The following is a 19,352-nucleotide window of genomic DNA, read 5'->3' as shown; positions in this document are numbered from 1 at the left end:
TCGATTTTGCACACCCCTTCGGTAGATGTACTACAGTAGGCGGTTGACGCGAGGAGCCGCGACTCGCTGAGAACAGCTGTTGGTTCCTTCAACCCCAAGATGGCGAGGATCACGATGGCAAAGAAAAGAAAATCTGTTGCACTGCTGATCGAAACTTCGAATGCTTACGCACGTGGGGTTTTGCGTGGGATCGCGTCCTATGTTCACGAGCATGAACAGTGGTCGATCTTTTTGACCGAACAAGAACGCGGCAGCTTGCCCCCATCGTGGCTGCAAGACTGGAACGGGCATGGCGTCATCGCCCGAATCGAAAACCAAGCGACGGCGCAAGTGGTTCAGGACCTAAAAATTCCTGTGGTCGATGTCAGCGCAGCCCGGCACATTCCCGAGATTCCTTGTGTCGAAACCGATGACGAAGCCATCGCCGGCCTGGCGTACACACACTTGCGAGAACGCGGTTTCGAAACGTTTGGCTTTTGCGGGGACGCGAGATTCGTGTGGTCAACCAATCGCGAAAAGGCTTTCTTAAAACGGGTCGAGGAAGACGGATTCCCGTGCAGCACGTTTGTTGACCAACGTCAAAGTCGCCGCGCCCCGGGGGCTGAGCGTCGACGCTTGGTCAAATGGTTACATCAACTGCCCAAGCCGATTGGCATCTTTGCGACGTACGACATCAAGGCACAAGAGGTGCTCGATGCTTGCCGTGAATGTGATTTGAAGGTGCCTTTGGAAGTCGCCGTGCTGGGCGTGGACAATGACGAACTGCTTTGCGATTTGTGCACGCCGCCACTGACCAGCATCGCCCCGGATGCCGAACAGGCGGGACGTGTTGCCGCGGCAACGCTTGACGCGATGATGAACAAGCCACGCCGACAATGTGGCAATCATCCCAGCATGCGTTTGCTGCCGCCGAAAGGCATCGTGTCACGACAGTCCACCGACATCGTCGCGATCAGCGACAAAGATGTTGCGGAGGCAGTCCGCTTCATCCGCGACCATTACTGCGAACCGATCAACGTCCAAGACCTGCTCGAACGCATTCCGATTTCGCGGCGGATGCTGGAAAGTCGATTTCGTGAAATCCTCGGTCGCACACCGCACCAAGAAATTTTGCGGCGTCGCATCGATCAGATTCAGTACTTGCTGGCGAATACTGATTTGTCGCTCTCACAGATTGCTCGACAAACAGGTTTCCAAAACCAGGAGTACATGTCGGTCGCGTTTCGCCGGGCCGTGGGCCAGCCACCGGGTGCGTTTCGCAAGGAACGCCGACGTGTGTCCCAGGAAAACTGAACCCACTAATCTCTCGCCAAGTCACTCGCCAAAATTCATGCGCAGGACTCGCCGCAATCGCCTCAGCCACGCAATCGTGCTGGCTGCCATTTGTATTGTCTTGCCGACTTTCGGATGCGGCCCCTCAAAGGTCGCCCCCGACGTGGGCACGGCCCAAACGCAAAACAACGAAACTCCAACGATTGGCAATACGCCTGGCAGGGCTCCCGCGACCGCAACGCAGCGCCGTCAACAAATCGTCGCCTACGCGCGCGGCGGACGATTCGGACAAGCCGAGGAGCAACTTCGCACGGCGTTGATCGAGTTCCCCGATGACGCCGAGCTCGCCGAACTTGCCGGCGACGTGGCCGTCGCGTTGCAACAGCCGTCGACCGCGATCGAACGATACCGGTCGGCAACGGAACTGCGGACACAACCTTCGATCGAACTGCTCGATAAGATCGGACGACAGTGGATGCAACTCGGCCAGCCTTATCGGTCGGTCGAAATCTTGGAGCAAATGGTTGTGCTCGATCCGACCAGTGCTGCGACACGACGTGACTTGGCCGGGCTGCAAGCGGCCCTGGGGCTTGAACGTCGTGCGGCGGAACACTTGCGCTATTTGGTGCAGCGGAATCAGGCGGGCGTGGAAGAACTGATCATCTTGTCCGAGTTGTCGCGCCCGCAAACCGATGAAGCTATCTGCAACTATGCTCTCGAGCACCATCCGGACGACCGACGGCCCGCGTATGCAGTCGCCCGGCAAGCATGCTACGACAACCGCTGGGCCGAAGCGATTGGGACGCTGCGTGAGGTCTGGGAACGTCACCCGGAGTTCCCAGAAGGTTCGGCATACTACGGCCGCGCCATTGTCGAAACCGCCACCTCTGATGCGAAGGCACGGATTACCGAATGGCTTGAGACGGTGACCGATGAGGTCAAACAGCAACCACAATACTGGGTCGCACTTGGCCTATGGTCCCAACGTGAATCCAGAATCGACCAGGCTGCCCATGCGTACTGGAATGCAGTTCGTTTGGACGAAAACGATGGCGAAGCATTGAACCGTTTGGCAAGTACGCTGGGACAGGTCGGACACCCCAACGAAGCTGCGCTGGCATCGGCCCGGGCACAAGCGGTTACTGCGATGCGTGACCACATCGACTCGTTATTGTACTGGCGAAAACATTCGCAACGTGCGGCAACACAAATCGCCCTCTCGATGCAAAAACTGGGACGCGTCTGGGAGGCAGCCAACTGGGCCAAGTCGGCCGTCTTGATGACGCAGGATCCCGATGCAGATGCCAAACAGGTTTTCACACAGATTCGTGCACAACTGACTTCGAAAACCCCATGGCAACAACCGGAAACGCTTGTCGCAAACAAGATCGATGTGTCTGAACTTCCCCAGCCTGCTTGGGACACTCCTCAAGGCAACAACACCCCGTCGCCAACAAACGTTGTCGTGACTGAATCAAAACTGCCGATTCGATTTCAAGATGAAGCAGCACAGCGGGGACTAAATCACGCTTGCAAGATCGCAGCTCCCGCGAACGGTGATGCCGGAATGTGGATCTACCAATCCGGCGCGGGCGGCGCGGCGACGATCGATTACGACTTGGACGGTTGGCCGGACGTTTACTTAACCAATTGTGACGGCCATCCGCTGCAAACGGACTCGTCGTCCAATCAGCTCTACCGAAACGTTGACGGAAACTTTCAAAATAAAACCGAGATCGCATGGTGCGTCGATCACTGTTACTCGCAGGGCGTTGCGGTAGGCGACGTCAATAGCGACGGATTCGCAGACATCTATGTCGGCGTGTTTGGCCTCAATCGACTTCTGATCAACTGTGGCGACGGTACGTTCGAAGACGCAACGGAATCCTGGAACGCAGGTGGCGATCGCGAATGGACAACATCCGTCGCGATCGCCGATTTGAATCTGGATGCGATCGCCGATCTGTTCGCGGTGCAATACGTCAGTGGCGATGATGTGATCACACGAAAGTGCTTTCCAGATGAACTCCCACAACATCGGTCTTGTGGCCCGCTGGTCTTTCCCGCACAAAACGATCGCGTCTTCGCCGGACGAGCCAGCGGTGGATACGACGACAAATCTATCGAATGGCTTGACGCTACCGATCCAGGACGCGGCTTGGGATTGGTGGTGGGACAACTCGACGGTGAAACGGGCCTGGATATTTACGTGTCCAACGACATGACAGCCAACCATTTCTGGTCTGGACAAAGCAACGATGCGGCAAACAACGACCCGGCAAACAACGATTCGTCGACACGATTTCATGAACAAGGTGCCGCCCGCGGGCTTGCATTCAACGCGCGAAGCCTGTCACAAGCATCGATGGGCATTGCCGCCGATGATGCCGATCGCGATGGCGACCTCGACTTCTATGTGACGCATTTTAGCGACGACTACAACACCGCATACATGCAAGTCCACCCGGGACTATGGTCGGATCAAACGGGTGCACTTGGTTTATCCGAACCGACGATTCGTACGTTGGGTTATGGTACGCAGTGGGTTGACGCGGATAGCGATGGCATGATGGAATTGTTGGTTGCCAATGGTCATGTCGATGACTTCACGCACACGGGGCAACTCTATCGGATGCCACTGCAGCTGTTTCGGCAAACCGATACGAAACGCTTCGAGCTCGTTGCCGCAGACTCCGTCGGCAGCGCGTTTACCGAGCAGCGATTGGGGCGAGCGATGGTGTTGGCTGACTTCAATCGCGACGGTCGAACCGACGCATTGGTTGCCAATTTGCTTGACCCGGTTTCATTGTTGATCAACCAATCCGAACAAGCCAACGAAGTCATCGAAATCCGATTGGTCGGAACACATTGCCACCGCGATGCAGTTGGTGCAATCGTTACGCTGCAACAAGACGCGTGGACTGTGGTCAAACACCGACTCGCGGGAAACGGTTATCAGTGCAGCAATGAGACGATTCTTCGATTTGCATGTTCAGGTCGCGCCACCGAGCTTGGTAAAGATGGTATTGTGGCGACCGTTCGTTGGCCCGACGGTCAGACCGAACGCAAAGACGGCTTGCGACCGGGACAGCAATACCTGTGGATCCAGAACGTCGAATTGGATTGCAGCACGGAATGATTTTTCGCTGATTCGATTTTTGAATCAAGATCGAAGTCTCCATTGCGAATAACCGGCAAAGTGTGTCAGCGCGTTCACTTCCCACGATGAAAAGCCTTCTTGCGAGGCATTGACTGGGGCTTGATTTTCACCAACACAGTTTTAGATTTGTTCGCTCCATCTCTTACTTCCTTTACGGGGAATCACATGAAACGTTTCATCGGCTTGGGTCTTGTTATGCTGTCGGTCGCTTCCTTCGCCGGATGCGGTAACGAACCCAAAGCAACTTCCACCGGCGTCGACAACAGCGTTGTCCACACCGATGAGCAAATGGAATCGATGGCAGAGCAAAACGCTTCGGACATGCAGAGCCAGTAAGGCAGACTTGCCGTCTTCAAGGAAGTCGAAGCTTCAGAGATGGAACGCATAAGCGATCAATAGATCAACGATTAACTGCACAGGCGTTAACGACATTAGTGCGTTAACGCCCATTTTTTTGCCGCGAAGCCCGTTCGCGATCGCCGCTAGGTTCGGCACTCAACACAAGCTTGTCGCACAAGTTTTCTTCCATTCGGGACGCGCCGACCGGGGACTTTCACAATCCCCGTCCGATTCGGCACAAAGACCTCCCCGTCAGAGGGCAAGGCAGGCCCCTTTTTAGAAATTTTGCATCAATTCTGCGCAATATTCCATTGTCCGATCAGCCCCATACGCCCACACTTGGTGGTGTCGGGCTAAAGACGCATTTTGGCGAAATAAACATCATCACATTGCTTACGTGACGCTATTCCGCCTTGCTACCCGTCAGCGTCACGCATTCATCCATTCTTTTCGCGGGATCTCTCTCTATGAAAACGACGCGCGTTCGACAGGGTTTTACCCTGGTGGAATTGCTGGTTGTGATTGCGATCATTGGAATCCTGGTCGGACTTCTACTCCCAGCGGTACAAGCCGCTCGAGAAGCCGCTCGCCGCATGAGCTGCAGCAACAACTTCAAACAGATCGGGTTAGGACTGCACAACTACCACTCGGCATACAAACAGTTGCCGGTTCAAAGTGGTGGTACGTTCGTTTCCGGCAGCAGCAATGCGAATAACGGAAACCGACACCTGCTTTGCTTCTTGGTGCCGCTGACATCGTTTATCGAGCAGCAGGGCTTGTGGGACATGATTTCCAGCCCACGTGCCGTAAACCATGACGGCAGCGATCGGGTACCACCGTTTGCGGCGATGGGACCGGTACCATGGGACCGAAGCTACACGCCTTGGGTGACGCAGATCAGCACGTATCGCTGCCCAAGTGATCCGACCCAACCACCGGCCAACTTTGAAGGCTTCACCAACTATGCGGCAAGCCTTGGTGACGGCGTCGCTAGTAACAACCACTCCTGTCGCGGTGAGCGTGGCGAAGAGCTGGGTTGGTGTGCACCGGCACGACGAAACTGCCACAACCGTGGCTTCTTCGAAACACGCCGGGTGACCAAATTCCGCGACATGCTGGACGGTTTGAGCAACACGATCGCTTGCGGCGAAATCGTCGTTGACAACAACCAACTTGAAGTTCGCGCGACCGTCGTTAACCGTGGTTCGAATGCCGACTTCTTTATCACCCCAATTGCTTGCGAAGACACAATCGACCCGCAAGAACCGAACTTCCACCTGGAAGGCACGAACGTAAACAACTGGTCGGTTTCACAAAACAAAGGGATGCGTTGGACCGATGGTCGTCCAGTGATGACCAGTATCACAACGATCATGGGACCAAACAAAGTCAGCTGTGCGTGGTCGGGTGACGGTTCAGACGGGATGTTTACCGTCGGCAGTCGGCACCCTGGTGGCGCACACGTGCTGATGGGTGACGGTGCGGTGACGTTCATCACTGAGTCAATCGACACCGGAAACCTAAGTGCCAACACTCCGAACTGGCCGACCGGTGGCGCGAAGACCCGCAAGAGTCCCTATGGATTGTGGGGAGCATTGGGAACGCGTGCTTCGAAAGAAACAGCATCCTTGGAAGAGTAATCCGCCAAGGGCGATTTGATCGCCAACGGCACGACCAAAAATCGAAACCCTCTTGCTTCGGCAAGAGGGTTTTTTAATGCGATTTGGGATCGCCGATTCATGCGGCGTTACTTGCGCAGCAACAAGAGGTCCGCGTGTAGCGTTACCATCATCGCATCAACCTCTGCGAGCCGAGCGTTCTGCGAGTTCCGAACAGCTCGATACGTCATCGCCAGTGCGTCTTCGATCGCATCCTTGTCCAGACGCTCTGCGTGCGTCCAGCAGCGATGCTCGACCAATTGAAGCCCAGCATCGGTTAGCTCGCCAATGATCGCTTCGGTGCGACTGCGACGGTGCCCAGATAATTGAACCTGCTCACGCAATTCGATTAAGTCGTCTTGACCAGGGACAGCGATTAAACAGAGACCGCCATCTTCGAGGACGCGAACAATTTCGCCGGCTGGTCGTCGCCCAAACAGCGAAATAACTCGGCAAACAGATTGATCTGCGAGCGGCAGAACTCGATCGGCGTTGGCCAAAACCCAATTCGCTTCTGGCCAGTGACGGGCTGCCAATCGGACCGCACGCTTCGATAAATCGAAACCACAGAACTGTTCTGGCGCGTCGGCAAAAATCGCTTTGCCGAAACTGCCTTCGCCACAACCGAGATCAATCGTTGGCGCCGCTGCCATTGCGAGCGACGTCTCGGCAAGGATCGCCTTGATCGCTTCGACCAGGCCTTGCATGTGCCCTCGCTGGACCCAACGTTGACGGGCCAGGACGGCCGTATCGCTATCGCCAGGATTCTTGCTGCGGCGATCCTGAGGCTGCGTGAGATTAAAGTAACCTTCGCGGGCGAGATCAAACGTATGGCCCGCCGGACAGCGCAGCGATCGGTCCTGACGCTCTAAGGAACCCTGGCATCCACGAACCGAACAACGTAACGGGAACATCAGCTTGCCGATTGCAACGAGGGCGTAGCAGCCGATTCATCGACCATCGCGGGATCCTTTGCCAGAGCTGGACCAAGCTCCCACTCTGGCGACCACTTCAAAGCACGACGCAGATCCATCATCAACACAAACACGACCGGAACCAAAATCAAAGTGAACAGAGTGGAAATGACCATGCCGCCTAGGAAAACGACGCCCAATCCACGGTAAAGCTCGCTGCCCGCACCGGGAAATAGCACCAACGGCAACAAACCCAACACGGTGGTTAGCGTCGTGATACAAATCGGACGAATTCGCGTTTTCACGCTCAACGGCACCGCATCGATCGGTGCGAGATGTTCTTCTCGCATATGGACCAAGGACTGGTGAACGATCAGGATCGCGTTGTTAACCACTGTCCCGATTAGAATGATGAATCCCAACATCGTCAAAACGTCCAAGGACTGATTGACGAAAAAATTCAACAGCCACAATCCCACGATCCCTCCGACCGCACCGAGTGGCACGCTAAAAATCACGACGAAGGGATACAGCCACGATTCGAACAGCGCCGCCATCAACAGGTAAGTGATCAACAGCGCGAGCAGAAAGTTAAATTGCAGGGCGTCCCAGGCCTGACGCAACTTATCGGCCGTCCCGGACAGTGCAACAAAGTATTCGTTTCCGATCACTCCCTCGTCGACCAGTGGGTTGACGATTTGGTTGTTGACCATGTCCATCGCTGCTTCGAGCGGCATGTCGTCCGGCGGGCTTACCTGGATTGTGATTGCCCGGAGCCGTTCCCGACGCTGAATTTGCTCCGGTCCGCTACCATATTTCATGTCTGCGACCGCAAGCAAAGGCACGATCTCGCCTTCTTGAGTGGCCAACGGAAGCGACATCAACGATTGCGGGTCCTTCGCGGCGTCGGTGTTTGATTTGATCGTCATGTCGATCTTGTCGCCGCCAACGAAGTAGTCGCCCGCGTAGGCGCCGTCAACCAATGCATCGACCACGTAACCAAGATTGGTGGTGTCGATTCCCATTTCCGAAGTCGCGAGCAGTTTCGGGCGCAGATGGATTTCGGGGCTGGCCAGTTCCAAACTCGGCTGAGCCGACGCTTGAGCACCTGGCATCAAGCGATCGACATCATCCAATACACGCCCGGCGATTTCCGCCATCCGTTCGAGTTCGGGGCCGGAGATTTCAATATCGATTGTACGTCCCCCCGTCATCCCGCGGCCGAACAGACTGGATTGGCTCGCCATCACGCGGATTCCAGGCAACCCTTTTCCGGCATCAAGTATCAACGGGATCAACTCGGCGGCGCGGCTTTCATTTCGGGCTCGAAACCCCATGAACAAACTTCGTTCGCGAATCCCGCAGAAGTAATAATCGACGACCGGCGCGTCGCTGCCGTTGCTGGGACCTTGGCCTTCATCGATATCCCAGTACGGGCGCAAGCGGTCTTCGACAATCGCACCGATGTCAGACAACTCGTCCAAATTGTATCCCGGCGGGACTGAGAACCGTGCAAAGACGAAGTTCCGGTTCCCTGTGGGCAGGTACTCGACTTTCGGCCAGAGCAGGTAGCTAAGCAATATAGAGACGCCGGTCATCACGACGACGACTGCAACGGATCGGAAGCGAGCTTTCAAGATCCAGCTGTTGAAATTCACAACACTCGACACCAAACCTGACGAAGCTCCCAAAATCATCCGCTCGATCCACCAGGGCTTTCGCGGTGCTGGAACGACCGGCTCTGATTGACCTTTGCGTTGACTGAACAGACGCGATGCCGCAGTTGGAATTACGGTAAACGAAACCAACATCGAAAACGCGATGCCACAACTGATTGCAAGCGCGATGTCGCGAAACAATTGCCCCGCCGTCGCTTCGACAAAGATGACCGGCAAGAACACCGCGATGGTGGTTAACGTCGAGGCAACGATTGCACCAGCGACTTCGCCGACGCCGCGTGAGGACGCGCGAAATGCGGATTCGCCCAATTGCCGACGACGAATGACGTTTTCAAGCACAACGACCGCGTTGTCGACCAACATGCCCACGGCGAATGCCATACCGGCCAGCGAAATCACGTTCAAAGAACGCCCCAGCATCGTCATGCAAAGGAACGCCCCGCAAATACTGATCGGAATTGCGATCGCCGCGACGAGCGCCCCGCGGGCGTAGCGGTAACCGGCAAACAGAATCAGCAACACCGTGGCGACATAAAACCATGGTGACACATAGACCGATGCTAGCGCAGTGGCACCGATCGCGGTCCCCGCCAACAACGTCTCGTGGCCAAAGTGCAAGAACAACATCAACACAATGATCGTGACCGCACTACCGATCAGCATGTTGCGGATGACCAACTCGATTGCCGATTCGATGTACTCGGTTTCGTCGTAGTACTGAAACAGCTCGAGGTTTTCGCGTTTCAGGAAACCTTCATTCAATTCTCGCTCGGCCCGGCGCAGGCCCTGCATCACCTGCAAGACGTTTGCGCCCGTGACGCGACTCACGCTGACGCCGATGCTTTCGGTCCCATAGCGACGCGAGATACTGTCGCGATCTTTGTAGCCAAGCTTGACCTCGGCGACATCGCCAACATAGACCCGCGTGTTGCCTTCACTGACTAGTAATTGGCGTTCGACCTGCTTGGGATCACGAAATTGCCCCAAAGTCCGAATCACCCAAGTGCGTTTGCCTTGAAAGATATCGCCCGCCGTCGTATCGCTGTTCTGGCGATTGAGCGCGTCACGAATCTGACCGATCGTGATCTGGCTGGCGGCCAGTTTTGCCGGATCGACGATCACTTGAAGCTCTTCTTCACGTCCGCCGTTGGTTTCCGCATTGGACACACCGGCAACACGTTCCAAGCGAGGTTCGACAAAGTCTTCGGAAAACTTGCGAAGCTGTTCCAAATCAATCGGCGGCGGCTGCAGCGATTGCAGCGAAGGGAACTGTTCCAGGTTTTGCTCCATACATTGGTTCAAGCGAAACACTCGCAGCGCCGAGTTGCTTGCCAACCGCGATGGTTCAAGCATTTCGGCGAGATCCGGATGCTCGGATTGAAACGCGGCGATTTGCTGGGCCGTGGGAGGACGAGGCGTGAGTGCAAACCGGGCAATTGGTCGATCGGAAACGTTTGACGCTTCGATCACCGGCTCGCCAGCGTCGAGCGGGTATTCACGCACCTGCTGCAATCGCGTGTTCACACGAGCCAACGCATCGTCGATGTTGGTCCCCAGTTCAAATTCCAGTGTCAGTTCGGCTCGCGAGACGCTGCAATTGGACGACATTTTGACGAGGCCTTCGACGCCCTGAAGTTGCTCCTCTTGTTCAATGATGATTTCGCGTTCGATTTCTTGTGGGCTCGCCCCCGGCCATGACGTCTGGATCGTCAACACCGGGTTTTCGACTTCGGGGACCAATTGCTTTGGAATCAGCCCCAGAGACAACGTTCCGAATAGCGCCGCCAAGATGGCCCCGACATAGACCTTGACCGGATTCCGGATCAGCGATTCAAACATCGGTCTCAGCCGCGGGAAGCGGCCGCCTCCACCTTGTCGCCTTCGATCAAGCCTTCGTTGCCGCGCGTAACAACCCAGCGGACATTTTGTAGACGTCCACGCACCGCGATCCACTCGCCGTCAGCGACGCCTAACTCGACAGGGACTTTGCGAACAGTACCGACTACCGTTCCATCCTCGGATACACCGTCCCGGCCAGCGCCGGCAGCCCTGTCGGCATCGGCATCGCCTTCCACATCAATGACAAATACCGATTGCCCACCACTTTCGAGAACGATGGAATCGGTCGGTACAAACATTGATTCGGATGCAGTCCCCGCTGGAAGGAACACCCGTATGACCATCCCACTCAACAACATCGGTGTGTCGCCGACCAATTGATTGTTTACTTTGACCAACATTGGGAACGTTCGCGCACGCGAGTCAGCGGCAGGAACAATGCGTTCGACTTTGCCAACGATCAAAGCATCCTTGCGATCATCGCTTTGCACGCGGATCGATTGCCCGGTTTGAACATTCACAATCTGCGATGCAGGCACGGCCACTTCAATCTTGACCGTGTCCAGTTCGATCATCTCAAGAACCGGGTCACCTGAGCTGACCCAAGCACCGGCGTCGGTAAACTCGTTGATGACATATCCATCGAACGGTGCTTTTAAGGTGTGTTTGGTTAGACGGTCTTGAAGCAGTTCGACTTGCTTGGTCTGCAAATCGACACGTGCTTTGGCTTGGGCGATTTGCTCTTTTCGTGGGCCGGCGACTAAGCGGTCGTACGCAATGCTGGCTGCCGCGAGCAACTCTTTGGATGAATCGGCTTCGGCGATCGCGACGTCGAGCTCGTCTGCCGACGCCGCTTGTGATTGGACAAGCCGCTGCATACGAACGAGTTGGCCGGCGGATTTGCGAGCGACCGCGCGAGCGGCATCCATTCGCGCTTTCCCTTCCGCGATGTCTTCCTTTCGAGAACCGGATTCCAACTCGGCGAGTTGCTGCCGGGCAAGTTGTAATTCCGCTTCGGCGGCAGCGATCTCGAGCTTGATCACATCGGTCTGCAACTGTGAAATCGCTTCACCGGATTGGACGCGATCACCGCGACGGGCGTTAAGCGATTTCATTCGGCCGGCAACGGCATAGCCCAAGGTCGAGCGGCGATTGGGCGTGATCGTCCCCAACAGCTGATAGGAGGACTTTGAGAGGCCGGTTCGAAGTTCGCTTGCGGTCACCGGCTTTAGGGGACGCTCGGCGGCCGGCTCTTGGGAAAGTGCGGTGCCGACAGGGCAGCAAAGCAGACTGCTAACAAAGACGAGCAGCACAGACCGGCAGGTAAACTGGCGGGCGGTCATTGGGCAAATCTAGACAACGGCCGTGCCACACGTGTAGCCGTTGGAGGTGGGGAGACTGGCGGGGAAGCGAAACGCTTGTGTGGCGGGGGAGCCTTCGCGGACGTTTAAGCATAGTTGGCTTTCAATCGCCATCCTATCTCGCCACCCCGCTTCGCCATCAAGAATGCAAGACTTTTCGTGGGTTCGAAAAGCTTACTGGGAGCATTCGACAACTCCGATCGTATCGACGCGCGGCTCCGATTCAGTTGTTGCTGAAGCCGAGACCGACGGGAACATCACGCCCGAGTGGATTGCTGGCAAAGATCTCATGACACTGCGGACAGAGATCAAACCGTTCGGTTGTGTCAACGAACTCCTCGTCATCAGCACAACTGTGCGGCGCATCGAAATCGGGATTCAATTCCCGCTGCAACTGATCATGCAGTTCGGCCAAATGATCCACCTCGTCTTCATCGCTTTCTTGATGAAACGATTGACTGGGGTCTTGGCAACAGGCGGCACGAATGTCGATCTCGACAACGTATCGCAGTTCCGTTTCCGGATCGATCGTGCGTTTGCAGCGATCACAAGTGTAGTGGATCATAGGCGATTCCGACTCACATCAGTTGGTTTACAAAAAAGACAAGGTAGAACCAGCTTCACTTCGATGCAGGACTCACGTCAAGCATTCGCGTTGTTCACTCGACACGGTCGCGTTCCCAACGATGTTCATGGTAATAGGGCGAAACTCGGCGCCGCAAGCATTTTTGTGGTCCAGGACCACGCTGTTGAAATTGAGGGTCACTCGTCGCGACTTGCGGCATCGTTGGGGATTAGATCACGCCCCAATCGCAACTCGACCAACATGCCAGGTAAGAAATCTTTCGGCAACGCTTTGAGATCTCGGTCATCGAGCACCTTGCATTGCAAGCCACGGCGTGTGGCCTCCGCTTGCAACCGTTCGATCGCCGGGACATGACCGTATGTCAGCAAGCAACGACCACCGGGGCTCAGATGGTTTGGCAGGCCGTCAAGAATCGAATCCATCAATTCGAAACCTGGATCGTAGAATGCGTAGTCCAATGGACGTTTAATGTCGCCGTCCTCCCAAGGCGGATTTGAAATGATCAAATCAAATCGTGGCTCACCTTGCAAAACGGAAAACGCGCCCGGCGTAGCTTCGTCAACTTGGCGGATTTCCAGGTTTTGCTCCAAGTCTAAGTTGGCCGCGTTGTAACGTGCGTTGGCAACTGCGGCCGGGTTAATGTCCGTCGCGATCACTTGCTTGGCGCCGTGTTCGGCACAGGTAAGCGCGATCACCCCGGTTCCGGTTCCGATCTCTAAGACCCGCCTGCCTTGGGCAATGGAGTCTTCTCGAATCAACTTGCGGAGCGACGCCGAATCACTCGGCTCCCAGAACACCTGCTCAAACTGAATCATGTCCCCCGGCAGATCGCCATCATTCGGAATCCGTTGCTCGATGTTGTACGAGTAGTCCAGGTCGGTTCGATTGTTGGTGCACCCGCCACTGACAACGACGCTCACCAGCAAAATCAGTAACGCGGTTCGTCGCACTACACATGTTCCCATTGCAAAGCCTCATCGATGGCGGCCTGGTACGTTCGGTCATCCAATTCCAACGTTTGCTTCATTGCGGTAAGCAACTTGATTTGCGAATCATCCAGCGTGCCTTCGGCGGTTGCCGCCAAGAACATTGCCTGGAGTGCTTCGCGTTTTTGATCGGGTGACCAACGCTTGGCAACGGTTGTCACGTAATTCGATGCGCGGATTTGGTTTTGTTCGGCGATCGAACACATCTCGCCGAGGACTTCACGATCGATCGGTTGACCCAGCAGATGATTGCCGATCCGAATCAACGCATCGATTTCCGTTTCGCTGATAAATCCGTCATGGAGCACAACCAAGATCGCGCTCTTTAGAGCTTCATCGCAAAACTGATCCCGCTGAACCTGTTCGCTCCCCTTGGGGTCAACCTGCAAGACCGTCGGGTCCCATTTTTCGCGGCAGTTGCTGCAGACAACAAACAACTCAGCTCCGCCGATCGGAACGACAGGAATGAAATACAACGTCAAGAATGGCCTCCTGGCGCGGAGCCGGAACTCTTGATTGGATCGGCACCCCGGGCAATAGAACTGCCCCGAGTCGCGTGTCCGCGTGAGATTCATCGTTCCGATCAGAATCATAGGGGCACTCTGGATCTTGGTCCTTCTTTACCGATTTTGTCGATTCGTGCGATACGTCCGCCGATAACGATATTGTAAACCTATCCAAAAACATCTGAAGCGTCCGAGCCTACGCGATGCGAATCGAAACACAACGATTTGGAACGATCTCGCTGGATCAAGATCAATTGTTCCTGTTTCCCGCTGGCCTGATCGGCATGGAATCCCTGCGAGACTGGGCACTGTTGCCCGATCTGGAAAACGAAGCAGTCGCTTGGCTGCAAAGTGCCTCCCGTGGTGACCGTGCGCTTCCCTTGATTAGTCCCCGGGCGTTCTTCCCCGACTATCGGATTCAAGTTTCACGCCGTGAGCTGACCAGCTTACATCTTAAACCGGGCTCGGAAACATACGTCCTGACCACCATTTCAGGACACTCTGGCAAGCTGACCACGAACCTGCGGTCGCCGATCGTCTTGAATCTAAGCCGACGCTTGGGTTGCCAGATCATCACCGACAACGAATACCCACTGCAACAGCCGGTCAACTCGTTTGCCGGTGCGTCAAACGTGGTCCGTGAACTCGTTGCACCGCGAGCTGCCGCCAAGCAAACCGACGCGGCGATTGTTGCGACCGGAAACCCAGTGCCGGCATTCACCAAGAACGCGGCTGGCCTGTTCGCCTCAACAAAGAAATCCGCTGCCTAAACGACAGTGGATTTGTCGGCGACCAGTCGCCCCACGCGACTCTGTCACTCGTGACAAACCCGCGATTCTGTCCGACTTCATTGGGATAGGCGAAACGCCAGCGTTACCGATTGAAGTTCGACTGGCGAATTCGATTTGGGGGACGTGATGTGCTGTGATCGCCAACGCGGTCGCATTACATGGGTTGGTCCGCTTGTGCCGCAACAAACCGACGCATGGTGGCGTTTGAAGCACGAACTTCGAATCAACCGGGTTGGAGGGAGCGACCGTCACGACCGGTATCTGCCGACTTCTGGCAAACGATATCAAATTCAGTGTCACTTGCGACGATGAACACCCCAGGCGACGGGCCACTTCAGTGCTGGCCACTCGTCGTACCTTTGCGGATGACTGTGATTTACCTCCGGTGAATCCTCCTACAGTCGACCCGCAGCACCGTATATAGCTAAATCCGTTACCTCTTGTATTCAATGATGTCGAGGCCAACATGCTGGTCCTATCCCGACACCGCGATGAAAGCATCATGATTGGCGACGACGTTGTTGTCACGATCGTTGATATCCGTGGCGACAAAGTGCGCTTGGGTATCGAGGCGCCACAATCCATCCCAGTGCACCGTCAAGAAGTTTACGACGCGATCCAACGCGAGAACCGTCGTGCTTCGCAAACCAGTTCGGCTGCGACGAAAGACGTCAAACCGCCGCGCGAATAGCCCGCCCTGCCAGGCGACCGAACATCACAGTCTCGGTCGCCATGCAGTCGATTCGAAAGCTGATACCCTGTAAGATAGGGTGAGGCTTGATCGTCAGGGCAGAACGCCAGCCAGCGTCTGCCGCTATTGATCCATCGTGGGGTTATCGTCCAGATCCCCCTCGGTGATGATCGTGAACCCTTTTTCGTTCAAGGTCTCCATCGCCACCTCGATGTTCTCGACCATGATCGCGACGGCAGGTTTGCCGTGAGGACGAATGATCAATGGGTAGGTCTGGATAATGTTCAACTCGGCCTGAAGCAGCGCCGTACAGACGCGCAGTAACGGCTGCGGCCCTTCGGGCAACTGGACGCCGATCAAGTCCGTTTCGATCAGCGCCAATCCGCTGCGTTCGAGGATCTCGCGTCCACGATCTGCATCGCTCACCAAAAATCGGACGAACGCACACTCGGCGGCATCGTTAATCGATAGTGCACAGATTCGTATGCCGGTGCCTTCGAATCGACGCACGACTTCTAATAGCTGGCCAACGCGGTTTTCTAAAAAGATCGTGAACTGACGAAGTGCGGGAAAATTACGTCCCCGCATCGTTTCAAATTTGGTTCCCGATCCGCTTCCCTGATCTGATTCCATCTCGGCCTCGTCTCTTCGGCACTCCGTGGGTTATCTGACACCGTTGGCTAAGAAGACTTCAATTGCCCACACCAACTGTCTTGCCAATCGACCCGCTGCTGAAACCGAAAAGTTTACGTGTTTTACTTTGCGGAGGTCAATTCGGTTGTAGTGGTACGCGTACCAACTTTCGAACACGCCCCGATACATTCCAGTCCTGTACGTACAGATTACCCTCTTTATCCCAGAACGAGCCGTGCGTTCCGCTGAAAACGCCTTCTAACCATTCAGATTGGGGGATGTTGAAGTTCGGTCCGTTTTGACGATCTGGATTGTTTCCCAACACGGAAATAATCGTATTGGTCTTGTCCAAGATCACCAAACGGCCGTGCAGGTCGGGCACCGATACGAAATCTCCGTTGATCGACAATGAGCACGGCATTCCCAAACCGGTGATCACTTCCTCGATGAAGTTTCCTTCCAAGTCGTAGTGCACCAACCGACCTTTGGGTTGGTGATTTCGGTCGCAGATCAACAAGCGGTTGGGTTCATAGCGGGTATCGATTGTCATCCCGTGGGCGGTGTTGAACTCCTGCGTGCCGTTGCCTTTTTTGCCGAAGTGACGCAGGTACTTGCCGTTTTTGTCGTACACAAAGATGTAGTTGCTCGCGTAACCGTCGGACAGGTAAATGTCACCGTTGGCCGCGACGGTGATCGCGGTGGGGCTCATGCGTTTTAGCCCCAGGCCTGACTCTTCTGGGAATCGCAAACGCAGAACGACTTCGCCGCCCTTGATGCGGAATTTGATGCCTTCGGCGTCGTTGTTTCGAGCGCCATAGATGTATTCCTCGCCATCTTCCTCACGGATTTCGATGTCGTGCAAATTGGTGTAGTCACCGCCGAGGTACGAATGGATTACTTTGCCTTCTGGTGAAAAGACAAACACACCCGCGTGAGCGCTGAAATAAATATTGCCCTCACGATCGATCACCACTCCACCATGAGTCGCGCCGGTCGCCGAATTCCCATCGGGACGCAGCCCCCACCCGGGGACGGTTTCGAATGTCATCTCGCCGGCACCCATACGAACGGGTTCCACCGCGGCGACGGGGACACCGGAAAGCACCAACAGCAAGCACGACAACACAACAGACTTCGACATCATCAATCACAAAAATGGTAGGTAGTTATGGCGGACAAGCGTCCTCGACGCCAATTGTAGCCACTCGCGGTCAAACGTGGTGACGATCTTTCACATCGCCTTTATGCTGTGCCGCATTCGATCATTCACAACAGACTGACCAAGCGATGAGCAACGCCCTTTTAAAGTACACCCACGAGCTTCGTGTGGGATACCATCAGACCGATGGGCAGCGACGGGTCCACCATTCGAACTACTTGAACTACTTCGAAGACGCTCGCGTGGAAATGTTGCGCGCCGGCGGCATGCCTTACAAGGACATCGAGGACTCCGGACGTTTGCTGGTCGTCACCGAAATGAACGTCCGCTACTTTGCCCCGGCTGATTTCGATGACCTTTTGCAAGTCGTTGTTGAAACGACAGAGATCCGCAAAGTACGAATCAAACACCACTACAAAGTCTCGCGCGGCGAATTAGTGCTTGCCGAAGCGGAATCGACGATCGCCTGCGTTGACCCCGAAGGACGCCCTAAGAAACTGCCCGCCGAGTTCCTAGCCCTTAGTGACTTGATCGCGAAGCAGGACGCCTAACCGCGTGCAAGTGAGCGGCCTGTTGATTTTCAAATTCGTTCTGTCCCTCTGTCGCCTTCTGCTCAGCAACTGCAACGGAAGAGAACGCTACTTTCGAAGCATGGAAGGCGGCGTTCGAAATTCAACGGGATGCTAAGCCTGCTTATTCGCCAACGGTGAAGTCTTCGGTCAAGGGAAACGGGATCGCTTCGCCGCTCATTTCGGCGAGCGCGTTAGCGGCGGCCTTCTGCTCCGCTTCCTTTTTGTTGCTGCCCCAAGCTGCCGTGAATTCTTCGCCGTCAATTACCGCGCTGATCAAGAACGACTTGCGATGATCAGGGCCCATCTCGCGTTTCAAACGGTATTGCGGCGTGCATGCGATATCGCGCTGGGCGCGTTGCTGTAACGTCGACTTGTAGTTCGTCGCGCCTTGGCTTTGCACCGCAGCTTCGACCTCAGGCCGCAACCACCGCACCAACCTCTCGCGCACCACTTGATGACCACCGTCCAAATACAACGCGGCGACGATCGATTCAAACACGTCGCTAACGAGTGACCGCGGATAGCTTCGATTTCGCGTTACACCGCGTCCGACGATCAGGCATTCGTCCAAACCGATTTGACAAGCAACCTTGCCACATGTTCGCCTGCTGACAACGGCTGACTTGATCTTTGTCAAATCGCCTTCGTTGTAGTCGGGGTATTCGTCGTACAACCAGGAACAGACGACAAAACCGAGAACGGCATCACCGAGAAACTCCAATCGTTCGTTGCTCGCTAAACGATGCGATGCGCCCGAAGCATGAGTGAGTGCATTCCGAAGCAGTTCGATGTCCTTGAATTGATAGTCGATCAATTCCTGACATCGTAAGATCTTGTCACCATGCTCTGAATCACTGTCCAGCTGCCGCAAATTGGGCGTCAGCTTGGTTCACCATCGCTATCAATCGCAGAGGCCAATTCGCTACCGGAACGCCGCTTGGCAGTCTGAGCCGCTGCGGCGGAAGCCTTTGCCGCGGGGGTAACATCATCGGAATGCATCGATGCGGACCGATCGGCTTGGTTCGCGGCGGCGTCATTCGCCGCTGCGGAATTTGGGCGTGCAGACGAAGCATCGCCAGCCGATTTTAAATCGTCGAATTGAGAATCAGACAACGTTATCAGAATACACGTGGAAACGAACGAAAGCTCAAATCACACGCGTCGAACGTTGTCGTTGAACGGAGCGTCAGGGTGCGTCCGAACGGT

General features: G+C 55.5%; 16 protein-coding genes and 1 pseudogene. 7 read left to right on the top strand and 10 right to left on the bottom strand.

Annotation, left to right across the window (positions count from 1 at the left end):
• The first annotated feature begins 114 nt into the window (after positions 1 to 114).
• The 4 genes from CGZ80_RS06910 (at position 115) to CGZ80_RS06900 (ending at position 6,411) form a co-directional block, all read left to right on the top strand.
• Complete coding sequence (locus CGZ80_RS06910; RefSeq protein ID WP_094412688.1) at positions 115 to 1,293, top strand: xylose operon transcription regulator XylR; 1,179 nt, start codon at positions 115 to 117, stop codon at positions 1,291 to 1,293.
• Between the two features lie 142 nt (positions 1,294 to 1,435).
• Positions 1,436 to 4,411 carry an FG-GAP-like repeat-containing protein gene (locus CGZ80_RS06905; RefSeq protein ID WP_158222592.1) on the top strand — a complete coding sequence of 992 codons (2,976 nt, stop codon included), beginning with the start codon at positions 1,436 to 1,438 and terminating at the stop codon, positions 4,409 to 4,411.
• A gap of 186 nt (positions 4,412 to 4,597) precedes the next feature.
• Positions 4,598 to 4,768, top strand: coding sequence for a hypothetical protein (locus tag CGZ80_RS27870; RefSeq protein WP_158222591.1), 171 nt, complete (start codon positions 4,598 to 4,600; stop codon positions 4,766 to 4,768).
• Positions 4,769 to 5,238: 470 nt separating this feature from the next.
• Complete coding sequence (locus CGZ80_RS06900) at positions 5,239 to 6,411, top strand: DUF1559 domain-containing protein (RefSeq protein ID WP_094412684.1); 1,173 nt, start codon at positions 5,239 to 5,241, stop codon at positions 6,409 to 6,411.
• Between the two features lie 107 nt (positions 6,412 to 6,518).
• On the opposite strand, the gene CGZ80_RS06895 is transcribed toward CGZ80_RS06900, so the two are convergent.
• The 6 genes from CGZ80_RS06895 to CGZ80_RS06870 all read right to left on the bottom strand — a co-directional run bounded on the left by CGZ80_RS06895 (position 6,519) and on the right by CGZ80_RS06870 (position 14,369).
• Positions 6,519 to 7,343, bottom strand: coding sequence for a putative RNA methyltransferase (locus CGZ80_RS06895; RefSeq protein WP_094412682.1), 825 nt, complete (start codon positions 7,341 to 7,343; stop codon positions 6,519 to 6,521).
• Complete coding sequence (locus tag CGZ80_RS06890; RefSeq protein WP_094412680.1) at positions 7,343 to 10,861, bottom strand: efflux RND transporter permease subunit; 3,519 nt, start codon at positions 10,859 to 10,861, stop codon at positions 7,343 to 7,345. The genes CGZ80_RS06895 and CGZ80_RS06890 overlap by 1 nt, the downstream gene beginning before the upstream one ends.
• A 5-nt stretch (positions 10,862 to 10,866) precedes the next feature.
• Positions 10,867 to 12,204, bottom strand: coding sequence for an efflux RND transporter periplasmic adaptor subunit (locus CGZ80_RS06885; protein WP_094412678.1), 1,338 nt, complete (start codon positions 12,202 to 12,204; stop codon positions 10,867 to 10,869).
• A 241-nt stretch (positions 12,205 to 12,445) separates the two neighbouring features.
• On the bottom strand, positions 12,446 to 12,787 hold the full coding sequence (locus tag CGZ80_RS06880; protein ID WP_094412676.1) for a hypothetical protein: 342 nt from the start codon (positions 12,785 to 12,787) through the stop codon (positions 12,446 to 12,448).
• A 197-nt stretch (positions 12,788 to 12,984) separates the two neighbouring features.
• Entirely contained in the window at positions 12,985 to 13,758 is a 774-nt protein-coding gene (locus CGZ80_RS06875; RefSeq protein WP_158222590.1) for a methyltransferase, read from the bottom strand.
• Entirely contained in the window at positions 13,758 to 14,369 is a 612-nt protein-coding gene (locus CGZ80_RS06870) for a TerB family tellurite resistance protein (protein WP_233216091.1), read from the bottom strand. The genes CGZ80_RS06875 and CGZ80_RS06870 overlap by 1 nt, the downstream gene beginning before the upstream one ends.
• Before the next feature lie 134 nt (positions 14,370 to 14,503).
• On the opposite strand from CGZ80_RS06870, the pseudogene fliW reads away from it, so the two are divergent.
• Positions 14,504 to 14,929: pseudogene (gene fliW, locus CGZ80_RS06865) on the top strand (flagellar assembly protein FliW); the annotation flags it as partial.
• Positions 14,930 to 15,557: 628 nt separating this feature from the next.
• A complete protein-coding gene (gene csrA, locus CGZ80_RS06855) occupies positions 15,558 to 15,782 on the top strand; it encodes a carbon storage regulator CsrA (protein ID WP_094412666.1) in 225 nt (74 codons plus the stop codon).
• Between the two features lie 123 nt (positions 15,783 to 15,905).
• Here csrA and CGZ80_RS06850 read toward each other — a convergent pair whose 3' ends face one another.
• Positions 15,906 to 16,370, bottom strand: coding sequence for an acetolactate synthase (locus CGZ80_RS06850; protein WP_198953643.1), 465 nt, complete (start codon positions 16,368 to 16,370; stop codon positions 15,906 to 15,908).
• 181 nt (positions 16,371 to 16,551) lie between these two features.
• Positions 16,552 to 17,559, bottom strand: coding sequence for a 6-bladed beta-propeller (locus CGZ80_RS06845; protein WP_094412662.1), 1,008 nt, complete (start codon positions 17,557 to 17,559; stop codon positions 16,552 to 16,554).
• Positions 17,560 to 17,702: 143 nt separating this feature from the next.
• Here CGZ80_RS06845 and CGZ80_RS06840 point away from each other — a divergent pair, with 143 nt between their 5' ends.
• Positions 17,703 to 18,125, top strand: a complete 423-nt coding sequence (locus CGZ80_RS06840) for an acyl-CoA thioesterase (RefSeq protein ID WP_094412660.1) — start codon at positions 17,703 to 17,705, stop codon at positions 18,123 to 18,125.
• Between the two features lie 142 nt (positions 18,126 to 18,267).
• Here CGZ80_RS06840 and rnc read toward each other — a convergent pair whose 3' ends face one another.
• Both rnc and CGZ80_RS06830 read right to left on the bottom strand, forming a co-directional pair.
• Complete coding sequence (rnc, locus tag CGZ80_RS06835) at positions 18,268 to 19,029, bottom strand: ribonuclease III (protein ID WP_094412658.1); 762 nt, start codon at positions 19,027 to 19,029, stop codon at positions 18,268 to 18,270.
• On the bottom strand, positions 19,026 to 19,259 hold the full coding sequence (locus CGZ80_RS06830) for a hypothetical protein (protein ID WP_094412656.1): 234 nt from the start codon (positions 19,257 to 19,259) through the stop codon (positions 19,026 to 19,028). The genes rnc and CGZ80_RS06830 overlap by 4 nt, the downstream gene beginning before the upstream one ends.
• Positions 19,260 to 19,352 lie beyond the last annotated feature (93 nt).

The sequence above is a fragment of the Rhodopirellula sp. MGV genome, from assembly GCF_002251265.1.
GTDB classification, from domain to species: Bacteria; Planctomycetota; Planctomycetia; order Pirellulales; family Pirellulaceae; genus Stieleria; species Stieleria baltica_A.
The sequence above is the reverse complement of the archived record's forward strand: the minus strand, read 5'-3'. Positions and strand labels throughout refer to the sequence as shown.

Coding starts and splice junctions, on each gene's coding strand:
- CGZ80_RS06910 (WP_094412688.1), top strand. CDS start 115: ATGGCAAAGAAAAGAAAATCTGTTGCACTGCTGATCGAAACTTCGAAT.
- CGZ80_RS27870 (WP_158222591.1), top strand. CDS start 4,598: ATGAAACGTTTCATCGGCTTGGGTCTTGTTATGCTGTCGGTCGCTTCC.
- CGZ80_RS06900 (WP_094412684.1), top strand. CDS start 5,239: ATGAAAACGACGCGCGTTCGACAGGGTTTTACCCTGGTGGAATTGCTG.
- CGZ80_RS06895 (WP_094412682.1), bottom strand. CDS start 7,343: ATGTTCCCGTTACGTTGTTCGGTTCGTGGATGCCAGGGTTCCTTAGAG.
- CGZ80_RS06890 (WP_094412680.1), bottom strand. CDS start 10,861: ATGTTTGAATCGCTGATCCGGAATCCGGTCAAGGTCTATGTCGGGGCC.
- CGZ80_RS06885 (WP_094412678.1), bottom strand. CDS start 12,204: ATGACCGCCCGCCAGTTTACCTGCCGGTCTGTGCTGCTCGTCTTTGTT.
- CGZ80_RS06880 (WP_094412676.1), bottom strand. CDS start 12,787: ATGATCCACTACACTTGTGATCGCTGCAAACGCACGATCGATCCGGAA.
- CGZ80_RS06870 (WP_233216091.1), bottom strand. CDS start 14,369: ATGAATCTCACGCGGACACGCGACTCGGGGCAGTTCTATTGCCCGGGG.
- csrA (WP_094412666.1), top strand. CDS start 15,558: ATGCTGGTCCTATCCCGACACCGCGATGAAAGCATCATGATTGGCGAC.
- CGZ80_RS06850 (WP_198953643.1), bottom strand. CDS start 16,370: ATGCGGGGACGTAATTTTCCCGCACTTCGTCAGTTCACGATCTTTTTA.
- CGZ80_RS06845 (WP_094412662.1), bottom strand. CDS start 17,559: ATGATGTCGAAGTCTGTTGTGTTGTCGTGCTTGCTGTTGGTGCTTTCC.
- CGZ80_RS06840 (WP_094412660.1), top strand. CDS start 17,703: ATGAGCAACGCCCTTTTAAAGTACACCCACGAGCTTCGTGTGGGATAC.